At 66.6% G+C, this 21,193-nt stretch carries 17 protein-coding genes; 11 read left to right on the top strand and 6 right to left on the bottom strand.

Annotation, left to right across the window (positions count from 1 at the left end):
- Window positions 1-116 precede the first annotated feature (116 nt).
- A complete protein-coding gene (locus QFZ83_RS28830; protein ID WP_307511809.1) occupies window positions 117-2,369 on the bottom strand; it encodes a cation-translocating P-type ATPase in 2,253 nt (750 codons plus the stop codon).
- Window positions 2,370-2,513: 144 nt separating this feature from the next.
- On the opposite strand from QFZ83_RS28830, the gene QFZ83_RS28825 reads away from it, so the two are divergent.
- Together QFZ83_RS28825 and cueR are read left to right on the top strand one after the other, a co-directional pair.
- Entirely contained in the window at window positions 2,514-2,708 is a 195-nt protein-coding gene (locus tag QFZ83_RS28825; RefSeq protein ID WP_013538502.1) for a heavy-metal-associated domain-containing protein, read from the top strand.
- Window positions 2,705-3,106, top strand: coding sequence for a Cu(I)-responsive transcriptional regulator (gene cueR / locus QFZ83_RS28820; RefSeq protein WP_013538501.1), 402 nt, complete (start codon window positions 2,705-2,707; stop codon window positions 3,104-3,106). The genes QFZ83_RS28825 and cueR overlap by 4 nt, the downstream gene beginning before the upstream one ends.
- 1 nt (window position 3,107) lies before the next feature.
- On the opposite strand, the gene QFZ83_RS28815 is transcribed toward cueR, so the two are convergent.
- Window positions 3,108-4,052, bottom strand: a complete 945-nt coding sequence (locus tag QFZ83_RS28815; protein WP_307511808.1) for a YcjF family protein — start codon at window positions 4,050-4,052, stop codon at window positions 3,108-3,110.
- 568 nt (window positions 4,053-4,620) lie between these two features.
- On the opposite strand from QFZ83_RS28815, the gene creB reads away from it, so the two are divergent.
- On the top strand, window positions 4,621-5,415 hold the full coding sequence (gene creB, locus QFZ83_RS28810; protein WP_013538499.1) for a two-component system response regulator CreB: 795 nt from the start codon (window positions 4,621-4,623) through the stop codon (window positions 5,413-5,415).
- On the top strand, window positions 5,412-6,851 hold the full coding sequence (gene creC / locus QFZ83_RS28805; RefSeq protein WP_307511807.1) for a two-component system sensor histidine kinase CreC: 1,440 nt from the start codon (window positions 5,412-5,414) through the stop codon (window positions 6,849-6,851). The genes creB and creC overlap by 4 nt, the downstream gene beginning before the upstream one ends.
- Here the strand turns inward: creC and QFZ83_RS28800 are convergent.
- From QFZ83_RS28800 to creD, 4 genes are all read right to left on the bottom strand, one after another.
- A complete protein-coding gene (locus tag QFZ83_RS28800; protein WP_307511805.1) occupies window positions 6,845-7,450 on the bottom strand; it encodes a hypothetical protein in 606 nt (201 codons plus the stop codon). The genes creC and QFZ83_RS28800 overlap by 7 nt on opposite strands.
- Before the next feature lie 78 nt (window positions 7,451-7,528).
- A complete protein-coding gene (locus QFZ83_RS28795; protein WP_307511803.1) occupies window positions 7,529-9,931 on the bottom strand; it encodes a penicillin-binding protein 1A in 2,403 nt (800 codons plus the stop codon).
- 11 nt (window positions 9,932-9,942) lie between these two features.
- Window positions 9,943-11,235 (bottom strand): glycoside hydrolase family 3 N-terminal domain-containing protein, encoded by a 1,293-nt coding sequence (locus tag QFZ83_RS28790; protein ID WP_307511800.1) that lies wholly within the window; start codon window positions 11,233-11,235, stop codon window positions 9,943-9,945.
- Window positions 11,232-12,695, bottom strand: coding sequence for a cell envelope integrity protein CreD (gene creD, locus QFZ83_RS28785; protein WP_307511798.1), 1,464 nt, complete (start codon window positions 12,693-12,695; stop codon window positions 11,232-11,234). Before creD ends, QFZ83_RS28790 begins: the two co-directional genes overlap by 4 nt.
- Window positions 12,696-12,900: 205 nt before the next feature.
- On the opposite strand from creD, the gene QFZ83_RS28780 reads away from it, so the two are divergent.
- From QFZ83_RS28780 to QFZ83_RS28750, 7 genes are all read left to right on the top strand, one after another.
- Window positions 12,901-14,961, top strand: coding sequence for a VIT and VWA domain-containing protein (locus QFZ83_RS28780; protein ID WP_307511797.1), 2,061 nt, complete (start codon window positions 12,901-12,903; stop codon window positions 14,959-14,961).
- An 18-nt stretch (window positions 14,962-14,979) separates the two neighbouring features.
- The gene (gene xrtQ, locus QFZ83_RS28775) at window positions 14,980-15,909 is read left to right on the top strand and encodes an exosortase Q (RefSeq protein ID WP_307511795.1); all 930 of its coding nucleotides are present in this window, start codon (window positions 14,980-14,982) and stop codon (window positions 15,907-15,909) included.
- Window positions 15,890-16,459 carry a hypothetical protein gene (locus QFZ83_RS28770; protein ID WP_307511793.1) on the top strand — a complete coding sequence of 190 codons (570 nt, stop codon included), beginning with the start codon at window positions 15,890-15,892 and terminating at the stop codon, window positions 16,457-16,459. The genes xrtQ and QFZ83_RS28770 overlap by 20 nt, the downstream gene beginning before the upstream one ends.
- A gap of 82 nt (window positions 16,460-16,541) precedes the next feature.
- Window positions 16,542-17,738: a biosynthetic peptidoglycan transglycosylase gene (locus tag QFZ83_RS28765; RefSeq protein WP_307511791.1), complete on the top strand. Its 1,197-nt coding sequence runs from the start codon at window positions 16,542-16,544 to the stop codon at window positions 17,736-17,738.
- On the top strand, window positions 17,735-18,520 hold the full coding sequence (locus QFZ83_RS28760; RefSeq protein WP_306881346.1) for a GNAT family N-acetyltransferase: 786 nt from the start codon (window positions 17,735-17,737) through the stop codon (window positions 18,518-18,520). The genes QFZ83_RS28765 and QFZ83_RS28760 overlap by 4 nt, the downstream gene beginning before the upstream one ends.
- A gap of 200 nt (window positions 18,521-18,720) precedes the next feature.
- Window positions 18,721-20,139, top strand: a complete 1,419-nt coding sequence (locus QFZ83_RS28755) for a carotenoid oxygenase family protein (protein ID WP_307511789.1) — start codon at window positions 18,721-18,723, stop codon at window positions 20,137-20,139.
- 87 nt (window positions 20,140-20,226) lie between these two features.
- The gene (locus tag QFZ83_RS28750) at window positions 20,227-21,123 is read left to right on the top strand and encodes a pirin family protein (protein WP_307511788.1); all 897 of its coding nucleotides are present in this window, start codon (window positions 20,227-20,229) and stop codon (window positions 21,121-21,123) included.
- The last annotated feature ends 70 nt before the right edge of the window (window positions 21,124-21,193 follow it).

The following is a 21,193-nucleotide window of genomic DNA, read 5'->3' as shown; positions in this document are numbered from 1 at the left end:
CCCATACCAAGGCGTTCGAAAAGATAAAACCGCTCACGCTGAGCTTGTCGAAGCGCCGCGCAAGGCTTCGACAAGCTCAGCCCGAACGGTTCTTGTGAATTGATCGCCAATTCGTATCAGGGCTTCCAGCGGCGCAACAGCAACGCATTCGCCATCACGCTCACGCTCGACAGCGCCATCGCGGCACCTGCGACTACCGGGCTCAGCAAGCCGAAGGCCGCGAGCGGGATGCCGGCCACGTTGTAGGCAAAGGCCCAGAACAGGTTCTGCCGGATCTTCGCGACCGTCCGCGCGGAGAGTTCGAACGCCTGCGCCACCAGCGCGAGGTCGCCGCGCATCAGCGTGATGCCGGCCGCTTCCATCGCCACGTCGGTGCCGCCGCCCGAGGGCGCCATCGCGATGCCTACATCGGCTGCGGCGAGCGCGGGCGCGTCGTTGGCGCCATCGCCGACCATCGCCACGACATGGCCGTCGCGACGCAACGCGCTGACCTGCGCGGCCTTGTCGGCCGGCAACACATCGGCACGCACATCCTCGATCGCAATGCCGAGCCGCGCCGCCATGGCTTGCGCCGCGCGCAGGTTGTCGCCCGAGATCATCACCACGCGCAAGCCTCGCGCACGCAGCGTGCGAATGGCTTCAGCGGCCTGCGGCTTGGGTTCGTCGGCGAAGGCCAGCAAGGCCTGCACATGCGCGGCGCCTGCTTCGTCGAAACGCAACAGCGCCGACACCGTGGCGCCTTGCGCCTGCAGGCTCTCGACCTCGGCTTCCGCGGGCATCGCATCGAGCTCCCGGCACCAACGCAGGCTCGCGATGGCCCAGGTGGCGCCGTTCACTTCACCGCGAACACCGCGGCCCGGCATGGCCTGCATCGCGCCCAGCGGTGGCGCCTGCACGCCGCGTTGCGCAGCGGCCGCGAGCACGGCGCGTGCGAACGGGTGTTCGCTGCCGCCTTGAAGACTGGCGGCGGTGGCAAGCAACTGGTCTTCCGTGGCTTCGATGCCTGCCACCGGCAGCAAAGCAGTGAGCACGGGCCGGCCCAACGTCAGCGTGCCGGTCTTGTCGAAAGCCACAGTGTCGACGCGGTGCGCAATCTCGAGCGAGCGTGCATCCTTGATCAGGATGCCGTGCCGGGCGGCCACGCCGGTGCCGGCCATCACCGCGACCGGCGTTGCGAGGCCCAGCGCACAAGGGCAGGCGATCACCAGCACGGCAACGGCGTAGATCAACGCGGTTTCGATGCCGGCGCCTGCGATCAGCCAACCCGCCAGCGTGAGCAACGCGATCACCAGTACCACGGGCACGAAGACGGCCGCCACCTTGTCCACCAGCCGCTGGATCGGCGCCTTGGCGGCCTGTGCGTCCTCGACCAGACGGATGATCCGCGCCAACACGGTCTCGGCACCGATCGCGCTCACCTCGATCACCATCCGGCCATCGCCGTTGACAGCGCCGCCCGTCAACGCATCGCCGGGTCCCTTGGCCACCGGCAGCGGTTCGCCGGTGAGCATCGATTCATCGACTTCGGACTGCCCTTCGATCACGCGCGCATCGGCCGGCACGCGCTCGCCGGGACGCACGGCGAGGCGGTCGCCCACCATCACCTCGGCAAGCGGCACATCGCTTTCACCGCGCGCGCCGACCAGGTGCGCGACCTCGGGCCGCAGTTGCTGCAGCGCCCGAATCGCGGAGGTCGCCTGGCGCTTGGCACGCGCCTCGAGCCACTTGCCGAGCAGCACCAGCGTGATCACCACGGCGGCAGCTTCGAAGTACAGGTGCGGCATTTCGCCGTGACCCGCGTGTTCACCCGTCGCCGAGCGCCACCACAGCCACAGGGACAGGCCGAACGCTGCGCTGGTGCCGAGTGCCACCAGCAGGTCCATGTTGCCGGTGCGGGCCTTCGCTGCGTGCCAGCCCGCGCGATAGAACCGCGCACCGAGCCAGAACTGAACCGGTGCCGCCAGCAGCAATTGCAGCCAGGGCGGCAGCATCCAGTCTTGCCCGAAGGGGTCGCCGAGCATGGGTGCCAGCAGCGGAATCGACAGTGCGAGGCCGATGGCCACCGGACCGAAGCCGTGCCACGGTGACAGTGCGGCCGCTTCGTCGGCCGCGCTGCTTGCGGCACGCGGTTCGTAGCCCGCAGCCCGCACGGCGCGGCGCAAGCGTGCGTCCATGTCTTCGGCATCGGTGGTCACCACGCGGGCCGACTCGGTGGCGAGGTTCACGCTCACGTCCTGCACGCCGGGCACGTTCTTTAAGGCGCGCTCCACGCGCATCACGCACGAAGCGCAGGTCATACCGCCGACCGAAATGTCCAGCGTGGTGGCGTTGGCAGTGGCGGCCGAAGGATGTTGCTGCAAGGTTTCCATGTGCCGGAGACTAAAGCCTCACACCATGGCAAGGTCAAGGCCGGATTAGAAGTGCCCCTTCGCTGGACGTTGACATCGTGAGAGGGTTCAAACTGGCGGCTCATTTCAATCATTCATTCATCCACCAAAGAAGGAGCCAGAACGATGAGCCAGAAATTCCAGGTGTCGGGCATGAGCTGCGGCCATTGCGTGAACGCGGTGCAGAACGCGGTGCAGACGGTCGATCCCGAAGCGCAGGTCACGGTCGATCTCGAAACCGGCCATGTCGACGTACTGAGCGAACAGCCGCGCAAGGACATCGTGGCCGCGATCGAGAACGCGGGCTACGCCGTTCAATGACGGTCCAGGTCGCCATCGGCGAAGCCGCACGCCTCTCTGGCGTGTCGGCGCGCATGGTCCGGCACTACGAGGGGCTGGGCCTTTTGCCGGCGGTGGCGCGCACCGACAGCGGTTACCGGCAATACAGCGAGGCCGACGTGCACACGCTGCGCTTCATCAAGCGCTCGCGCGACCTCGGTTTTTCAATGGAAGAAATCGCCGAGCTGGTGGGCCTCTGGCACAACCGCCGGCGCGCGAGTTCGAGCGTCAAGCGGGTTGCGGAAAAGCACCTGGGCGAACTGGAGCAGCGCATCGCGGACATGCAGTCGATGCGCAACACGCTCGCGCACCTCGTGCATTGCTGTCACGGCGATGCGCGCCCGGACTGCCCGATCCTCGACGACCTGGGCAAAGCCTAGATCAGGCGCCTCGCACCAGCGACAGCACCTTGCCCGCATCCAGCGTGCGGGCCTTCTCTTGAATGGCCGGCAGATATTGCGTCTGCAGGCTCTGCCCTTCCTTCACCACGCCCGAAAACGCATCCTTGAGCATCTGCGTCGAGAGGGTGCGCCCGCCGCCGTAATAGCGCTTGGCCACATGGCCGAGGGCGTAGGTCGACGCGAAGCTCATGCCCGAACTCACGGCCTGGTTGCCCAGCCCGCGCAGCAGACCGCCGCCCATCTTTCCGAGCAGACCGCCGAGCAGCTTGCGCCCGGCTTGCTCCAGGTACTGCGAGGTCAGGCCCACACCCACGGTGGCGAGGAAATCCTTGATGTGGCCGCTGTCGAGCTGGTAGCCATGCGCCTGGCCGATGCGGTAGACCAGCTTCATCTGCAGCGGAATGATTGCCATGGTCGAGAGCGTCTCGGGCAAGAGCTCGAGCGCGCCGTTGAGGATGGAGGCGTTGAGGATCGACTTGTCGAGCTCGGCGCTGTCCGGCACGTTGGGCGCGGCAACCGAAGTCACGGCAGTTCCCGCTGCAGCCGCGACAGGCACCGCGGCAATTTCTTCCGCCTGCTCTGAAAACCGCGCCGCCGAGGCATCGAGGCCGAGCGAGGTGCGCACATCCACGAGGAACATGCGCTCCGCTTCCGATTGCGCGCCGTCGGCGTCGCACACGCACACCGCCATTTCATAGGCGAGCTGCTTCGATTCGCTGCTGGTCAGCTCACCCGCCACCGAGGCCAGCGACACACGCTTCATCAGCACGTCCTGGTAGAGCGTCGGCAGGTTCAACCCGTCGGCTTGCGACAGGCCCTCCGCAATGCGCTTGATCTCGGCGCGCTCGCGCTCGTGTTTCTCGCCGTCGACAAAGGCAGCCAGCAGGCTCAGGGTCACGATGGCCTTGGTTTCTGAAGGTGTCATGTTCGAAATTTTTTGCAATGTGAAGGACGGCGTTGGGTTGCCCACCGGCGCGAAGGTTCCTCGCGCGTTGTCCCCGCAAAACTTGGGCAACTCTGTGGATAACGTCGGCACTTCTGTGTAGGGGCGTGGCAAGTGGTTGATCTCAAAGGGAAATCTACATATTGCCCAAATAAGAGGCACTGGATTTTTCCGACCGAAAACCGCCTTTCGCAGATTTTCCAGGGCCTGTCAAAGGACAACTCTGGGGAGAGTTCTGGCACAAGCCATGGGTTATCCACAGGGCCGACGGGTTACCCGATGTTGTCCCTTTTGCGGGTACATCCCGGAAGCACGGCTGCGCACAGTGACAGAGCAATGACAAGTCGTTGTCGCATAAGGAAAAAAGTGCCCTGTCCACAGAAGAGTGCTTCCCTTATCTACTACTACTAATTTGAATAAGAAGAATAAGAAATAGAAGACAGAAAGAGCGCCGCGCCAAAAAAAGGCCGCGAAAGGCCGCGCCGGTCTCCGGCGCCTCGGACGGGAAAGCGGGCCCGCCGTCCTTCTTTGCCCTCGCTAACATTCGCGGATGAGCTTCAAACCCCGGATCCTGATCGCCGAAGACGAATCGGGCATCGCCGACACGCTGCAATACGTCCTGAAGAGCGACGGCTTCACGCCGGTCTGGTGCGCCACCGCCGAAGAGGCCATCGCGCAGTTCGCAGAGGAGCCGCCCGCGCTGGCCATCCTGGACATCGGCCTGCCCGATCTCAACGGTTTCGAGCTCTTCAAGCGCCTGAGAGCGCTGAACCAGTCGCAGGGCGGGCCGGAGGTCCCGATGCTGTTTCTCACGGCGCGCAGCGACGAAATCGACCGCGTGGTGGGCCTGGAACTGGGCGCCGACGACTACATCGCCAAGCCGTTTTCGCCGCGCGAACTGGTCGCGCGGGTCCGAACGATCCTGCGGCGCAGCACGCGCAACAGCCCTGGAGGCCCCGGAACGGCCGCAGGACCCGGAAACGGGGTACCCCCTCAAATTTCGCCGCCAGCGCCGCCAACGGCCCCACAGACCCCGCCAATGCCCTTCGCGCTCGACAACGAGCGCATGCAGATCCGCTATTACGGCCGGCTTCTGGAGCTCTCGCGCTACGAATACGGCTTGCTGCGGCTGCTGGTGCAGCGGCCGGGCCGCGTTTTCACCCGCGACGAATTGCTGGAACACGTCTGGGACGATGCGAGCGACAGCTTCGACCGCACGGTCGATGCGCACATCAAGACCCTGCGCGCCAAGCTCAAGGCGGTGGCACCCGATGTGGAGCCGATCCGCACGCTGCGCGGCACTGGCTACGCCTTGAACGAAGAATTGCCGGCCAAGGCTTCGTGACTCGGCGCACGCGGATCTTCATCGGCATCCTGCTGATCTACACGGCGGGCATCGCCTTTTTGCTTTACCGCGTGGTGTCGGACATCGATCCGCGCTACCGCGAATCGGCAGAAGAATCGCTGGTCGAGACCTCGCAGCTCATGGCCAGCCTCGTCGAGCAGGACGTGATCGCGGGCGCCATCAACACCGGGCGACTGGAGCCCCTGTTCCGCACCGTCTACGCGCGCGAGTTCTCCGCGCAGATCTACAACCTGCACAAGAGCCAGGTGGAACTGCGCGTGTACGTCACCGACCGCAGCGGCCGCGTGATGTTCGATTCGCTCGGCAGGCACCTGGGCGCCGACTACTCGCAATGGAGCGACGTGAGCCGCACGCTCGCCGGCCTTTATGGCGCGCGCACCTCGCGCGATGTCGACGGCGATCCGCGCACTTCGGTGATGTACGTGGGCGCGCCGATCCGCTGGAACAACGAGATCGTCGGCATGGTCAGCGTCGGCAAGCCGGTGCAGAGCTTCGGCCAGTTCGTGGAAGACGCGCGCGCCCGCACGCTGTGGGTGGGCGTGGGTTCGGGCCTGGCGCTGTTGCTGCTGGCGGTGATCGTCTCGGTCTGGCTGGTGCGGCCCTTCGGGCTGATTTCTGACTACTGGACCTGGGTGCGCGCGCAGCGCACCTTGAGCTTTTCGCGCATGGCGCGGCGCGCGGTCGATGCGGTGCGCACCGGCTTCAGCGAAATGCGCGATGCACTGACGGGCCGCAACTACGTCGCCGACTACGTGCAGACCTTCACGCACGAAGTGAAGAGTCCGCTCTCGGCGATTCGCGGCGCGGCCGAGCTGCTGCAGGAGCCGTCGATGCCGCATGCGGAGCGCGAGCGGTTCCTGAAGAACATCGAACGCGAGACGCAGCGCATCCAGGAAATCGTCGACCGCATGATGGAGCTCACAGCGCTCGAAACGCGGCGCGCGCTGGAGCGCACCGAGCCCGTACCGCTGGCTTCGCTGATCGACGACATCGCCATCAGCGCGCAGCCCGCGGCGGCCAAGCGGAACATTCGCCTGCTGGTGAACATCCGCACCGAAGCCAGCACCGAGGGCGACCCGTTCTTGTTGCGCCGCGCAATCAGCAACCTGCTGGACAACGCGATCGATTTTTCACCGCCCGACAGCGAAGTGCTGCTGACATTGGAGACCACGGCGAAGCTCGCGCGGGTGAGCGTGCGCGACCACGGCCCTGGCATTCCGGACTACGCGCAGGAAAAAGTCTTTCAGAAGTTCTATTCGCTCGCGCGGCCGCACAACCAGAAGAAAAGCACGGGGCTGGGGCTCGCGTTCGTCAAGGAAATCGCAGCGCTGCACCGTGGGCGCATCGAACTGGGCAATGCGACGCGCGGCGGCGCGGTGGCCACGCTCACGCTGCCGTTGTTGTCACATCACTGACCCGTCAGGGTGCCGTAGGCGCGGCGCGTCTCGGGACTCACCGCATCGAGCAGCTGCTCGTACGACGTCTGGTGCCGCGCCAGCATGCGCGCCGACGCCACCGTCTTCGATTTGCAGAACCAGTGGCAGGTGTGCTGCATCAGGAACAACTCGGCAGACATGGTGAAGGCCTTGGACTTGGCCGGGCGGTTCGATGCGTTCTTCATCACGCCGGCGATGCCGCGTGCGTGGATGTTCAGTGCTTCGCGCAGGTCGAAGGTCGCTGCCGGGAACAGCTTGTGCGCGTACGGAATGGCGATGGGCAGCTTGCTCACGCGCGTGTCCGCTTCGGGAAGGCGCGCGAACCCGGCGGCGAAGCTGTCGAACTGCGACGAGAGCTTTTCCTCGGTGGTGTCGAGCAGGCTCCAGATCTGCTGGCGGCGCTCGGGGTCGTCTTCGCCGAGGCAGCGGAGGTAGCCCTGGGTCAGGCTCTCCATGAGCTTCTCGATCTGGTACTGGCCGAGGTGGCTGCCCAGCAGCGCGATGCGCTGGCGCTGGTCTCTGGACTTGAGGATGTAGGCGCCGACAAGAAGCAGCGCCACCAGCGTGAGGATTTCCATGAATGAATGCGTTCGGCCAAAGAAAAAAAGGGACGGCACCGAGTGTAGAGACCCGGTGCCGTCCCCTTCGGTCAGCGTTTACCTGAAGAAATCGAGGATGCGGTTGCGTTCTTCAGGCGGCGGCGGTGCCCCGATCGGCGCGCCGGTGAGTTCTTCCACCGGCGGTGGCGCCTGCTCGGCGTTCTCCAGGCCCAGGCTCGCCACGTTGTGCCCCGGCGTGAAGTCGTCGAAGTACCACTCGCCGTCGATGCTCACCACGCCCGGCGGTGCAGTCGGCTGCGTGACCGGCACGCCCTGCAGCGCCGATTGCATGTAGCCGATCCAGATCGGCAGGCTCAGGCTGCCGCCGGTTTCGCCGCGCACGCCGAGCTGGCGCGGCGTGTCGTAGCCGATCCAGGCGATGCCCACGCGCGTGGGCTGGAAGCCCGCAAACCAGGTGTCGAAGGAATCGTTGGTGGTGCCGGTCTTGCCGTAGAGGTCGTCGCGCTTCAGGGCCTGGTGCGCCTTGAACGCGGTGCCGCCCTTCACCACGCTTTGCAGCAGCGAATCCATGACGAAGGCATTGCGCGCGGGGATGGCGCGCCGTGCTTCGTCGAGCACCGGTGCCTCGGTTTCCATGATGACCTTGTCCTTCATGTCGGTGATGCGGGTGACCAGGTATGGATTGACGCGGTAGCCGCCGTTGGCGAACACCGAGTAGCCCACCGCCATCTGCATCGGCGTGACCGACCCGGCGCCCAGGCCCATCGGCAGGTTGGCGGGCTGCTTGTCCTTGTCGAAGCCGAACTTGGTGACCCAGTCCTGCGCATAGGGCGCGCCGATCGACTGCAGCACGCGCAGCGTCACCAGGTTCTTGGATTTCATCAACGCGGTGCGCAACGGCATCGGGCCTTCGTACGTGCCTTCGAAATTCTTCGGCTCCCACGGCTGGCCGCCGTTGGCGGCAGCATCGAAATACAGCGGCGCATCGTTCACCACGGTGGCGGGGGTGAAGCCCTTTTCGAGCGCGGCCGAATAGATGAAGGGCTTGAAGCTCGAACCCGGCTGGCGCCAGGCCTGCGTGACGTGGTTGAACTTGTTCTTGCCGAAATCGAAACCACCCACCAGCGCCTTGATCGCGCCGCTGCGCGGGTCCATCGCGATGAAGGCGCCTTCCACTTCGGGCAACTGCGTGATCTCCCAGGTGCCCTTCGGTGTCTTCGCCACGCGGATCACCGCGCCGCGGCGGATCTTGATGTTGGGCGGTGCCTTGGCTGCGAGGCCCGACTGCGCGGGCTTCAAGCCCTCGCCGGTGATCTGGATCGCTTCGCCGTTGGCGCGCACCGCGCTGATTTCCTTCGCGTTGGCATCGAGCACGACAGCCGCGATCACGTCGCCGTTGTCGGGATGCTCGGCGAGTGCGTCGTCCACGGCCTCATCGACTTCCTTCTGCTCGGTCGGCAGGTCGACGAACTTCTCGGGCCCGCGATAAACCTGGCGCCGCTCGTAATCCATGATGCCCTTGCGCAGCGACTTGTAGGCCGCTGCCTGGTCGGCCGCGACCAGCGAGGTGTAGACCTTCATGCCGCTGGTGTAGATGCTGTCGCCGTACTGCGCGTACATCATTTGCCGCACGGTTTCGGCGACGTATTCGGCATGCAGGCGGTTCGGGTCGGCCGCGTCGCGCAGATGCAGTTCTTCCTTCTTGGCTTCGGCTGCCTGTTCGGCGGTGATGAAGCCGGTCTCCTGCATGCGGTCGATCACGTAGAGCTGGCGCGCGCGCGCACGGCGCGGGTTGGCCACCGGGTTGTTCGCACCCGGCGCCTTCGGCAAACCGGCGAGCATCGCGGCTTCGGCGATCGTCACGTTCTGCAGGGGCTTGCCGAAATACGCTTCCGACGCAGCGGCAAAACCGTAGGCGCGATTGCCGAGATAAATCTGGTTCAAGTAGATCTCGAGGATCTGGTCCTTCGTGAGCTGCTGCTCGAGCCGGAAGGCCAGCATGATCTCGTAGGTCTTGCGGCTGAGCGTGCGCTCCGAGCTCAGGTAGACGTTGCGCGCCACCTGCATCGTGATGGTCGAGGCGCCCTGCTTGCGTCCACCCTTCAGGCTGGCCACCGCGGCGCGCATGAAGCCCTTGTAGTCGACGCCGCCGTGGTCGTAGAAGCGCGCGTCTTCCACGGCGAGCACGGCATCTTTCATGATCTTGGGAATGCTCGCGAAGGGCGTGAGGTTGCGGCGCTCTTCGCCGAACTCGCCGATCAGCGTGCCTTCGGTCGAGTACACGCGCAGCGGCAGCTTGGGCCGGTAGTCGGCGAGCTCGGAAATGTCGGGCAGCTTCGGATAGACGGCGACCACCACGACGATGGATGCGACCAGCGCCACCAGTGCGCCGGAGCCCGCCACGATGGCGCTCCATTTGCCGATGCGTTTCCAGCGGGCGTTGCGTTCGTCCGGCGTGGCGCCGTCGTCGGATCGGGAGGAGCTTGAACGTTTGAACATAGAGAAAGTGGCTAGCGAATGGGTTGGAGCCGGCGGGCGCCGCTGCGTTCCAGCATCGGCAGGTCGAGTGCGCCGCGCTGCGCGGCTTGCTGCGCGCAATGCATGGCGTCGAAATACTTGTCGTGGTCGAAGGCGATCAACACCAGGTCCACACCGGCATCGAGGGCGCGGACCGTGGCATCGCACAGCCCGCGGTTGTAGGCCGCGCCCATCGTCAGATCGTCGGTGACGAGCAGGCCCTGAAAGCCCCACTCGCCGCGAATCAGCTGCTGCACGATTTTGCGCGAGAAAGAGGCCGGATAGACCGCATCGAGTTCCGGAACGACCACATGGGCGAGCATGATCGCGGCGTTCGAGTTTTTCGACACGTCTTGAAACGGCTTCCAGTCATGTGTTGCAAGTCGAGCGACGGGCGTACGCAGCGTTGCGGCGACGTGATGCGTGTCTTCGGTCACGCCGCCGAGTCCGGGAAAGTGCTTGAGCGTGCCGCGCACGCCAGCCGACTCGAGGCCTTGCTCGTAAGCGAGCGCCACCTGCGTGGTGAGTGCGGGGTCGGCCGAGATGGCGCGCTCGTCGATGCGGGTGTGCAGATCCCATCGGCCGGGCGCGCGGCCGGTACGCAGATCGACCACGGGACTGAAGTTGAGCGTGATGCCGAGCGCGGCGAGCGAGCGGCCTTGTTGCGCGCCGTAGGCGCGGGCGCGCTGTGCAAGTTCGGCTTCGGGCACGTCGGCGTCGATGAGCGTGGAGAGGCCGGGCTGCCGTTCGATCAACGGCAAGAGGCGGGACACGGCGCCGCCCTCCTGATCTGTCGCGACGATCAGCGCTGGCAGGCCGGCTTCGCGGCGCAAGGCCTGCAGATCATCGATCTCCTTGCGCAGTTCGATGGCCGTGCGTCCTTTCACGTTGCGGCCGGTGATGAACACGCCGCCGATCAAGCCCTTGCGTGCGAGTTCGTGCAGGTCCTTCGCATCGTCGTAGCCGACCACGAAGTGCGCGCCGAGCATCCGCGCCACGGGGCCGGATGAGGCGGGCACTGCGGCACGGTGATGCAGGCTCGCCGCTTCGTTGCCGAGGGCCGTGAGCAGCGCCGCGAACACCAGGCCGAGCGACACGGGCCGTAGCGCGCGACGCCCGAAGCGCCATGCAATCACCGCGCTTACGCCCAGCGCACTCAGCAACATCGGCAACTCCCATGCACGCACGAAGCGCAGATGCGGGTCCTTCAGGTGCCAGGCCCAGAACCACAGCGCTGCCAGGGCCAGCCAGCCCAGGGCGCCGAGCGCGGATCGCAGGAATTTCATGCGCCTTGTGCAGCGGGTGCTGTGGGTTCCGCGCGGCGCGACAGTGCATACCAGTCGACCTTGCGAGTCACCAGCATCAGCGTGGCCAGCATGCCGAAGATCAGCAGCGCACCGAGCAGCAGCGCATTGCTTTCGGAGGCGAGCAGCCCATAGAGCGCGCCATACAACAGCGCGATGAAGGCACCGAACGACAGGCCGCGTTTCCAGCCACCGAGCACGGCGCTGAAGTACACGGCAAGCAGTGCAACGCTGGCGCTGGCTGCAGCCGCATAGGCGATCCAGAACGCGAACTTCTCGGACAGCGCGAGCAGCAAAAGAAAGAACAGCGCGATCGAAAGGCCGACCAGGCCGTACTGGATCGGGTGCAGGCGCAGCTTGCGGAAGAGCTCGAACATGAAGGCCGCCATCAGCACCAGGCCGATGAAGAGCACGCCGTACTTGCCGGCGCGCGTGCTCATCGAATAGACGTTGATCGGCTGCGCGAGCGACACGTCGAAGGTCTGCAGCGGACCGAGGTTGCGCTGCGGGCGCGCGCTGCTTGCCGTTGCCACTGCGGCTGCATCGTTGCCATCGACGCGGCCGGAGAGTCCGGCGCGCACCTGTTCGCGCGCCGAGGTCACCAGCGACGAGATGCGCCATTGCGCATCGAAGCCCTGCGGCGTCACGTTGCGCTGCGCCGCGAGAAAGCGGCCACCGAAGCTGGGGTGCGCCCAGGGCGAGGTGAGGTGTGCGGTGGTGTCGTCGGCGATGGGCGCGATCGCGAGGGTGTCCTGGCCGACGAGGCCGAGCTTCATCTCGAAGGCGAGTGGCGTGTTGGCCTGCCATGCAGCGAGTGCGGCACCGGTGACCGGCGCGTGGATGCCATCGGCGAACCAGGCGTTGTCGGCAAGGCCCGGCACGCGCTGCTTGAAACGCAGTGCCTCGCCGCCCATCACCAGCGCCGGCGAACCGTCGAGGCCGCGCAGGTCGCTCACGTTGAAGGCAATGAAAGCCGCCTTGAACTCGATTTTCGAATCGTTTTCGCTGTGAGGCAGGACCTTGGGGTCGAAGGCCGTGAAGCCGCCGGTCAGCGTGGCGTTGAGTGTGTAGAACGGAATCTTGAAGATGCCGCGATACCGCTCCTGCGGCGTCATCGAGCCTTCGATGTGCAGCTTGTCGGGAAACACCGCGTGGACCATTTCCTTGCTGCGCTGCTCCTGGCCGATCACCTTGCCTTGCGCATCGCGCAGCGGCTCCATCCAGCGCTCGACATACGGAACCAGCAACAGCGGGCCGATCATGGTCTGGCTGCTGGCATAGGTGGCGGCGAGTTCCTGGGCGGCTTCGCGCTGGCTCTCGCCGCGTGCGTTGTTGATCGAGTCGATCTCCGCGAGCGGAATGCAAAGCAGCAACGTCAGGAAGAACAGGCCGGCCACCTTGGCCAGCACGGATGTCTGAAGTGCCTTCAGAAACTGAAGCATGGTTTTTCTCCTCGTCTGTAGCGAAGCGGCGATGCTCCCTGCGCGACCCGAAGCTTGTGTGAAGCACCGGTGCCGGGTCACTTCACACAGGCTTCACACAGCGCGGCGTTCGTGGCCGGCGACTTCAAAGAGCCTTCCAACTGCCTTCTCGTGCGGCAGAGAAAGTTGCGTCCGTGCAAGTTCGCACGGACAAGGACCCCCCGCCATGGATGCCACCACCACCCCACGTCCCGGCCGCTGGCTCTGGCTCGCCACCGTGAGCCTGGCGACCGCGGGCTTCATCGCCATGGGCGTGCGCCCGGTGCATGCGCAAGAAGCGCCCGCCGGGCCAAGACTCAAGACAGAAAGCCCGTACTTCTTCGTCAAGAGCGACGACCCTTCGGTCGATCGCCTGCCGCTCAAGGGCACCGAGGTCGCCGTGAAGATCTCGGGCGTCATCGCCGATGTCACGGTCACGCAGACCTACCGCAACGAAGGCCAGCGCGCGATCGAGGCCAAGTACGTGTTCCCCGGTTCGACCAAGGCTGCCGTGAGCGGCCTCAACGTCCGGTTGGCCGATCGCCTGATCACCGCGCAGATCCGCGAGAAGCAACAGGCGCAGATCGAATACGACACCGCCAAGAAAGAAGGCAAGACCGCCGCACTGCTCGAGCAGCACCTGCCCAACGTGTTCCAGATGAACGTCGCCAATATCCTGCCGGGCGACGATGTGAAGGTGGAGCTGCGCTACACCGAGCTCCTGGTGCCGCAATCGGGCAACTACGAGTTCGTGTTCCCGACCGTGGTCGGCCCCCGCTACAACAGCCCGCAATCGGACAACGCGCAAGCCAAGTGGGCTTCACAACCCACGCTGCACGCAGGCGTCGCGCCGAGCACCAGCTTCAAGCTGAAGGCCACCATCGACACGCCGATGGGCCTGAAGGAAGTGCGCTCGACCACCCACGCCATCGACGTGAAGAAGAGCGACGAGGACCAGCACGCCGACATCACGCTCACGGCCGATGGGCGCCCTGCCGACAACCGCGACTTCGTGCTCGACTACCGCCTCGCTGGTGAAAAAATCGAATCGGGCCTGATGCTCTACAAGGGCCAGGGTGAGAACGCCGAGAACTTCTTCCTCGCGATGATCGAGCCGCCCAAGGCCGTGGCCGCCAGCGCGATCTCTCCGCGCGACTACATCTTCGTGGTCGACATCTCGGGCTCGATGCACGGCTTTCCGCTGGACACGGCCAAGACGGTGCTCGAACGCCTGATCGGCGGCCTGCGCCCGAGCGACACCTTCAACGTGCTGCTGTTCTCGGGCAGCAACAAGATGCTCTCGCCGAAGTCGGTGCCGGCCACGCGCGCCAACATCGAGCAGGCGCTCGCGACGATCAAGAACTACAGCGGCAGCGGCAGCACCGAGCTGATTCCGGCTTTGAAGCGCGTCTATGCCGAACCGAAGGAAGAGAACGTGTCGCGCACCGTGGTCGTGGTGACCGACGGCTACGTGACGGTCGAGCGCGAAGCCTTCGACCTGGTGCGCAGCAACCTCTCCAAAGCCAACGTGTTCGCCTTCGGCATCGGCTCTTCGGTGAATCGCAGCCTGATGGAAGGCATCGCACGTGCCGGCATGGGCGAGCCGTTCATCATCACCGACCCGGTGCAGGCGCCCGAGCAGGCCGCGCGCTTTCGCCGCATGGTGGAGTCGCCGGTGCTCACCAGCGTGAAGGCCACTTTCGGCGGTCTCGACGTGTACGACGTGGAACCGCAAGCCCTGCCCGACGTGCTCGGCGAACGCCCGGTAATCGTGTTCGGCAAGTGGCGTGGCGAGGCCAAAGGCCGCGTGATCATCGAAGGCCGGAGCGCCAGCGGCCCGTACCGCCAGGAAGTGCGCATCGACGACCGCACGCGCCTGGACACCGCCGCGCTGCGCACGCTGTGGGCACGCCATCGCATCCAGAGCCTGAGCGACCAGGAATCGCTCGAAGGCAGCGCGGCCTTCAAGGAGCGCATCACCGAACTGGGCCTGAAGTACAGCCTGCTCACGCAGTACACGAGCTTCATCGCGGTCGACAAGGTGGTGCGCAACCCGGCGCCGCAGAACAGCGTGGATGTGAACCAGCCGCTGCCGATGCCGCAAGGCGTGAGCGACCTGGCACTGGGTGCCGAGGTGCCCAGCACGCCCGAGCCCGAAACGCTCGGCGCCCTCGCCGTCGTGCTCTCGATGCTCGCCATGCTGCGCCGCCGTGCGCGCCGCAACGACGCGCGCCGGTTCACCTCCTGAAGCCGCGGGAAGAACAACATGTCTCTGGCAACGCTCGCCCACCGTCATCCGCGCATCGTGGATTGGGGCATTCACATCGACCGCACGCCGGCCGCCGGCTGGCTCGGGCTGCAGTTCGCCGCGCTCGCGCCCACCTGGGCGTGGATGGTCCAGCGTATGCGCGACGGCTCCGACGATCCGCTGGGCCTCGTGGCATTGGTCGCACTGGCTGCATTGGCCTGGCAATGCCGGCGTGAATTGCGCGCTTCCCCGCGGCTGGGCTGGCTGGCGCTCGCGGGGGCAGGCACCGTGCTCGCCACGGTACTGCGCTCGGGGCTCGGCGTCATGCCGGCGCTGCCGCCGCTGGCAGCGGGACTGGTGGCGGTGCTGGCACTGGCCTGCGGCCTGCTGGCTTTTCTGCCGAGGCGCGTGGCTGCATTGCCGGTGACGGGTCTCGCGGTGCTCGCGCTGCCGCTGTTGTCATCGCTGCAGTTCTATGCGGGCTATCCGCTGCGCGTGTTGACGGCGGAGGCCAGCCGCTGGCTGCTCGCGCCGGGCTTCGACGTGGCGCGCGAGGGCACGAGCCTGATGGTGGACGGCCGCCTGGTGATCGTCGATGCGCCCTGCTCCGGCGTGCAGATGGTGTGGCTGGGCTACTTCACCGCCTGTGCCGTCGCGCTGTGGGCGCGCCGCAGCGACAAGGCGTTCCTGCGGCGCCTGCCGATGGTCGGCGTGCTGGTGCTGGCCGGCAACATCGTGCGCAACAGCGTGCTGATCGCCTTCGAAGGCACGGGCCACGCGCTGGCGCCGTGGGCGCACAACGCGCTGGGCCTCGTTGTGCTGGCGGCCGTGTGCGGCTGCATCGGCCGCCTGATGGTGCCTGCGCGCGCCATGCCGGAACCCGCCGACCACCCCGTTCCGGGCCTGATCACCACGCAAGGAGGCCGCCATGTCGACACCGTTCTTTGAGCGCTGGTTCGCCAACCATTTCATCAACCGCATCGGCCACAAGACAGCCTTTGCGTTAGCGATGCTGCTGTGCATGCTTTGGTCGACTGCTGCGGCGCTGCGGGCACCGGCTGCCCCTGAAGCGATGGCCGCATCGCACGAGTGGCCGAGCCAGTGGGACGGCGTTCCATTGCGCCCACTCGCATTGAGCGAGGTCGAGCAGCGCTTCGCCGACCGCTTCCCCGGCGCCATCGGCCGCATGACCGACGGCACCCAGACGCTCGTGATGCGCGAGGTGAAACAGCCCACGCGCATGCTCCATCCGGCCGCGGACTGCTACCGCGCGCTGGGCTACCGCATCGAACAGGCACGCCTCGAACGCGATGCGGAGGCACGTTTGTGGCGCTGTTTTGTTGCGCAACGGCACGGCGCGCAAAAGATCCGCGTTTGCGAGCGCATCGTCGATGCCCAAGGCACGGCTTTCACCGACACTTCAGCCTGGTATTGGTCGGCGGCCAGTGGACAGTCGACCGGTCCGTGGCAAGCCGTCACGGTGGCGAGACCGATGTGAGAACGTGTTTGTGAAGAAGACCCTGCGATTTGTGCTTTTCGGGCTGCTGGCCCTTGTGTTGACAGCGCTTGTAGCTATCTTTTTGATAGTCAAGATCGCGCTGGCACCGGCGGCGGGCGAATGGAGCACGCCGGTGAAGGCGGGTCCGCTCAACTTCGAGATCGGTGTCCCGACGGCGATGCGCCTGGCCACTTCGCCCTGGTTCGCGCCGCGACTGGACGGCCATTCGCTCGACACCCGTTTCGGCACCGTGCGCTTCAGCTGGAAAGAGGCGGCCGGCCTGCAGGAGCTGCGCTGCGAGCCCTGCAGCGTCGAGGTGCCGGCGCTCGGCACGCAGCCGATCAAGGTCGAGCGCCTGGTCGCCACCGTGCGGCGCGACGGCAACACGCTGACCGGCACGTTCGAAGCCACGCCCGGGACCACCGAGACGGAGATGCTCCAGGGCACATGGGAAGGCCGCCTCGCCCCCAAGAACCTGCACTTGAGCGCCAAGGTCCAGGATGCGCCCATCGCGCGCTGGTACGCGGTGCTGGTGCCCGCGCTGCCCGAGCTGCAGCGCGCGCGCATCGGCGGCACGCTCGCCGTGAGCGCCCAGATGGTGCTGCCCGAAGCCACGTTCGCGGTGCAGCCCGTCATCAGCCAGTTCACCGTCGAGGGGCTCGGCACCGAGGCGATGCTCGGGGCGCGCACCAGTTGCGGCCCGTCCGCCAAGCTGGCCAACGACAGCTGGCTGGCGCGCGCCGTCATCGCGGCCGAAGACCAGCGCTTTTTCACGCACGCGGGCTACGACATCACCGAGATCCTCGCGTCGATCGACAACAACCAGAAGGAAGGCCAGACCAAGCGCGGCGGCAGCACGCTCACGCAGCAGCTCGCCAAGCTGCTGGTGACCGGCAGCGACCGCACGGCCGAGCGCAAGCTGCGCGAAATGCTCTATGCGGTCGAGATGGAACAGACGCTGGGCAAGGCCCGCATCCTGCAGCTGTATCTCGACAACGCGCCCTGGGGCGGCAACCTCTGCGGCGCCGAGGCGGCGGCGCGGCGCTACTTCAAGCGCAGCGCGCGCACGCTGGAGCCCGCACAGGCCGTCTGGCTCGCCGCGATGCTGCACAAGCCGCAGGCCGTGCTCGAGCAATGGCGGCGCGACGGACGCATCGATCCCGACCGCACCAAGTGGGTCGCCGACAGCGTGCGCGGCATCAGCCGCAATCAGCGGGAGGCGCTGCTCAAGAGCGTGGCGGCGGCCAAGTACGTCGCCCCGGAGGCCAACACACAATGAGCTCAATGCCGAGCGTTGCCGACATCGAAGCCATCGAGCGCGCCACCGTCGCGGCGGTGTCGCCCGAAGCGTCCGAAGAGCTGGACGGTTGGCTGCTGCCCTTCGACGGCGGCACCGTCAAGCGCGCGCGATCGGCGGTTCCCCTGCACCGCAGCGCGGTGGACGCCGGCACGCTCGATCGCATCGAGGACCGCTACGACAGCCGCCAGGTCGTGCCGGCGCTGCGGCTGGCTGACGCCGACTGCTTCGACAGCTTGCGGGCCGAGCTGGAGCGGCGGCACTACGTCGAAGACCACCCCACCTGCGTGCAGATCGGAACGGTGCGGGAGATGCGGCAGGTCGCGGCTGCGGGAACCGGTGCGGGTGCTGGCGCATTGGCCGATGTCGATCGCGCACCCGACGACGCCTGGGCGGCGCTGTTCCTCGGCGAGGGATTCGATCCAGTAGATGGCGCGCATCGCGTGCGCGCGCTGGCCCGCGCCAAGGGCTCGCTCTATGCCAGCGTGCGCGAGAACGGCCGCACGGTGGCCGCGGGCGCGATGGCTTTCGGACACGGCTGGGCCAGCGTGCACGGCATGCGGACCGACAAGGCGCACCGTGGCCGGGGCCTCGCGGGGCGCGTGCTGGCGGGGCTCGCTCAAGCGGCACTGACGAAGGGTTTCGAGCGCGTATTCCTGCAGGTCGATGCGCAGAATCATCCGGCGCTCTCGCTTTACCGGCGCGCCGGCTTTCAAACGCATTGGCAATACCGCTACTGGCAACGCCAGCAGTGGCCTAGGTAAGTTTCGTCCCGAGGCCGCGCGCACTTCGTGCTGCGTCGCCTTTCCCCTGCCGGGGCAATACCTGTGGCCCGGCAGAGTCGGTTCCGAGGTGTTTCACGAAAAAACGGCCCGGCTCTTCCCTGGCTGTTTTGCCGGGTTCGAAGCCGAGCGCGGATGCCGCAAGATATCGGGCGATCTCCCTTCGAACCCAGGAGCCCCCGATGAACGATGCCACCCTGCCTCGCAACGCCCCGCCGCCCAACATGGCGCCGATCGACTTCGAAACGGAACTCGGGCCGCTGCCGCTGCAGGGCGTCTTGCCCGAAGGCCTTCGGGGCACGCTGGTGCGCAATGGCCCGAATCCGGTGGTGCCCGACCCCAAGGCGCACTGGTTCGCGGGCGACGGCATGCTGCATTCGTTCACCCTGGCTGATGGGCAGGTGCACTACCGCAACCGCTGGCTGCGCACCGATCTCTGGCGCGCCGCCACCGAAGGGCGGGACCTGACCAGCAGCTTCCAGAAGGCGAGGGTCAGCGACGGACCTCCGCCCACGCACGACGGCACCGGCAACACCAACGTGATCGCCCACGCCGGCCGGCTGCTGGCGCTCGAGGAGGCGCATCTGCCGATCGGCTTCGAGCTACCCACGCTCGCCACCCTCGGCGCCACCGATTTCGACGGCGCGCTGAGCGGCGCCTTCACCGCCCACCCGAAGACCGATCCGCGCACCGGCGAGTTGCTGTTCTTCGGCTACGGCACGCCGGCGAAGCTGTCCAACAGCATGAGCTTCGGCGTGATCTCGCGCGAGGGCCGCGTGACGCGCTTCGAACATTTCGAGGCGCCCTACGCCAGCATGGTCCACGACTTCATGGCGACCGACCGCCACGTGATGTTCCCCGTCATGCCGCTCACCGCCAGCATGGAGCGCGCCCAGAGCGGCCGCCCGCCCTATGCCTGGGAACCCGACTACGGCACCCGCGTCGGCCTGATGCCGCGCGACGGCGGCACGGCCGACATCGTCTGGTGGCGCGGCCCGAGCTGCTATGCGTTCCACGTCATGAACGCCTGGGAGGCCGACGGCAGCCTGTTCGCCGACGTGATGCAGTTCGCGACGCCGCCCCTCTTTCCCAAGCCCGACGGCTCGCCCGCCAGCGAGATCACGCCGCAGAGCTGGCTGGTGCGCTGGCAGTTCGACCTGTCGAACCCGTCGCGCGAATTCACGCAGACGCGGATTGCGGACGTCCCGGGCGAATTCCCGCGCATCGACGACCGCTTCGCCGGCCTGCCCTACCGCCACGGCTGGTACACGTGCCATGCGGAAACGACGTCTGGCGGGCCGCCGCGCCTCTATGCAGGCCTGGCCCACATCGACCACGCCAAACCCGGGACCGAGCGCGACATGTACATGTTCCCCGCGCCCGAAGTGGTGTCCGAAGGCGTCTTCGTCCCCCGCTCGCCCGATGCGGAAGAAGGCGACGGCTGGCTGCTCGCGACCGTGTGGCGCGGCGCGACGAACACCAGCGATCTCGTGATCTTCGATGCCCGCGCGCTCGCGAAGGGCCCGGTCTGCACGGTGTCGCTGCCGCACCGCGTGCCGGTCGGCTTTCATGGCAACTGGTTTGGAGAAGAGCACGCGTGAGCGGGCGGCGGGCCTTGCGCCCTTGATCGTTCCCGCGGAGCCTGCGCTCATCCCCACCGGTGGTGCGGTCAGCGGGTTGGTGACACCATGGGCCGCATGACCAAGAACGCCAACCACCCCACCGAACCCGTCGCCACGCCCCGCGGCCTCGACCACATCGTGGCCGGTGTCTCCACCAGCGACGGGGACGGCGTCAAGCTCACCCGCGTGCTGCAGCAGCCGCTGCAGAAACGGCTCGATCCGTACCTGATGCTCGATGCCTTCGGCAGCGACAACCAGGGCGACTACATCGGCGGCTTTCCGAACCATCCGCACCGGGGCTTCGAAACCGTCACCTACATGATCGCGGGCCGCATGCGCCACCGCGACAGTGCGGGCCACGAAGGCCTGCTCGAGAACGGCGGCGTGCAATGGATGACCGCCGGCCGCGGCCTCGTGCACAGCGAGCTGCCCGAGCAGGAAGAAGGCCTCATGGAAGGCTTCCAGCTCTGGCTCAACCTGCCGGCCAAGGACAAGATGCGCGAGCCCTGGTATCGCGACATCCAGAGCGAGGAGATTCCCGAATACACCACCGCCGAAGGCGTGCACGTGCGGGTGATCGCCGGCACCAGCCACGGCATCGAAGGCGCGGTGCTGCGCGCGCACACCGAGCCGCTCTACCTGGACATCACGCTGCCGCCCGGCGCCGAGTTCGCGCAGCCGCTGCCGGCGGACCACAACGTGCTGGTCTACGTGTTCCGCGAATCGCTCTGGATCGCCGGGAGCGAAGTGCCGACGCGCCGCATGGCGATCCTCGCCAACGACGCCAGCAGCGACGGCGTGTTGCTGCGCGCGGGCGCCACCAACCACAGCCCGGCGCGCGCGCTGCTCATCGCGGGCCGGCCGCTGCACGAACCCATCGCGCAGTACGGGCCGTTCGTGATGAACACGCAGGAGGAAGTGAAACAGGCCGTGCACGACTTCCAGAACGGCCAGCTCGGCTGAGTTGAGCGGAGCTGATCTGTAGTCGCGCGCCTACCGGAAGTCGGCATCGCGCGTGGTTCTGTGCCGGCGC

The organism is Variovorax sp. W1I1, from assembly GCF_030815625.1.
GTDB classification, from domain to species: Bacteria; Pseudomonadota; Gammaproteobacteria; order Burkholderiales; family Burkholderiaceae_C; genus Variovorax; species Variovorax paradoxus_C.
Note: the sequence above shows the minus strand (reverse complement) of the source record. Positions and strands in the feature narration are given on the sequence as shown.

Coding starts and splice junctions, on each gene's coding strand:
- QFZ83_RS28830 (WP_307511809.1), bottom strand. CDS start 2,369: ATGGAAACCTTGCAGCAACATCCTTCGGCCGCCACTGCCAACGCCACC.
- QFZ83_RS28825 (WP_013538502.1), top strand. CDS start 2,514: ATGAGCCAGAAATTCCAGGTGTCGGGCATGAGCTGCGGCCATTGCGTG.
- cueR (WP_013538501.1), top strand. CDS start 2,705: ATGACGGTCCAGGTCGCCATCGGCGAAGCCGCACGCCTCTCTGGCGTG.
- QFZ83_RS28815 (WP_307511808.1), bottom strand. CDS start 4,052: ATGACACCTTCAGAAACCAAGGCCATCGTGACCCTGAGCCTGCTGGCT.
- creB (WP_013538499.1), top strand. CDS start 4,621: ATGAGCTTCAAACCCCGGATCCTGATCGCCGAAGACGAATCGGGCATC.
- QFZ83_RS28800 (WP_307511805.1), bottom strand. CDS start 7,450: ATGGAAATCCTCACGCTGGTGGCGCTGCTTCTTGTCGGCGCCTACATC.
- QFZ83_RS28795 (WP_307511803.1), bottom strand. CDS start 9,931: ATGTTCAAACGTTCAAGCTCCTCCCGATCCGACGACGGCGCCACGCCG.
- QFZ83_RS28790 (WP_307511800.1), bottom strand. CDS start 11,235: ATGAAATTCCTGCGATCCGCGCTCGGCGCCCTGGGCTGGCTGGCCCTG.
- creD (WP_307511798.1), bottom strand. CDS start 12,695: ATGCTTCAGTTTCTGAAGGCACTTCAGACATCCGTGCTGGCCAAGGTG.
- QFZ83_RS28780 (WP_307511797.1), top strand. CDS start 12,901: ATGGATGCCACCACCACCCCACGTCCCGGCCGCTGGCTCTGGCTCGCC.
- xrtQ (WP_307511795.1), top strand. CDS start 14,980: ATGTCTCTGGCAACGCTCGCCCACCGTCATCCGCGCATCGTGGATTGG.
- QFZ83_RS28770 (WP_307511793.1), top strand. CDS start 15,890: ATGTCGACACCGTTCTTTGAGCGCTGGTTCGCCAACCATTTCATCAAC.
- QFZ83_RS28760 (WP_306881346.1), top strand. CDS start 17,735: ATGAGCTCAATGCCGAGCGTTGCCGACATCGAAGCCATCGAGCGCGCC.
- QFZ83_RS28755 (WP_307511789.1), top strand. CDS start 18,721: ATGAACGATGCCACCCTGCCTCGCAACGCCCCGCCGCCCAACATGGCG.
- QFZ83_RS28750 (WP_307511788.1), top strand. CDS start 20,227: ATGGGCCGCATGACCAAGAACGCCAACCACCCCACCGAACCCGTCGCC.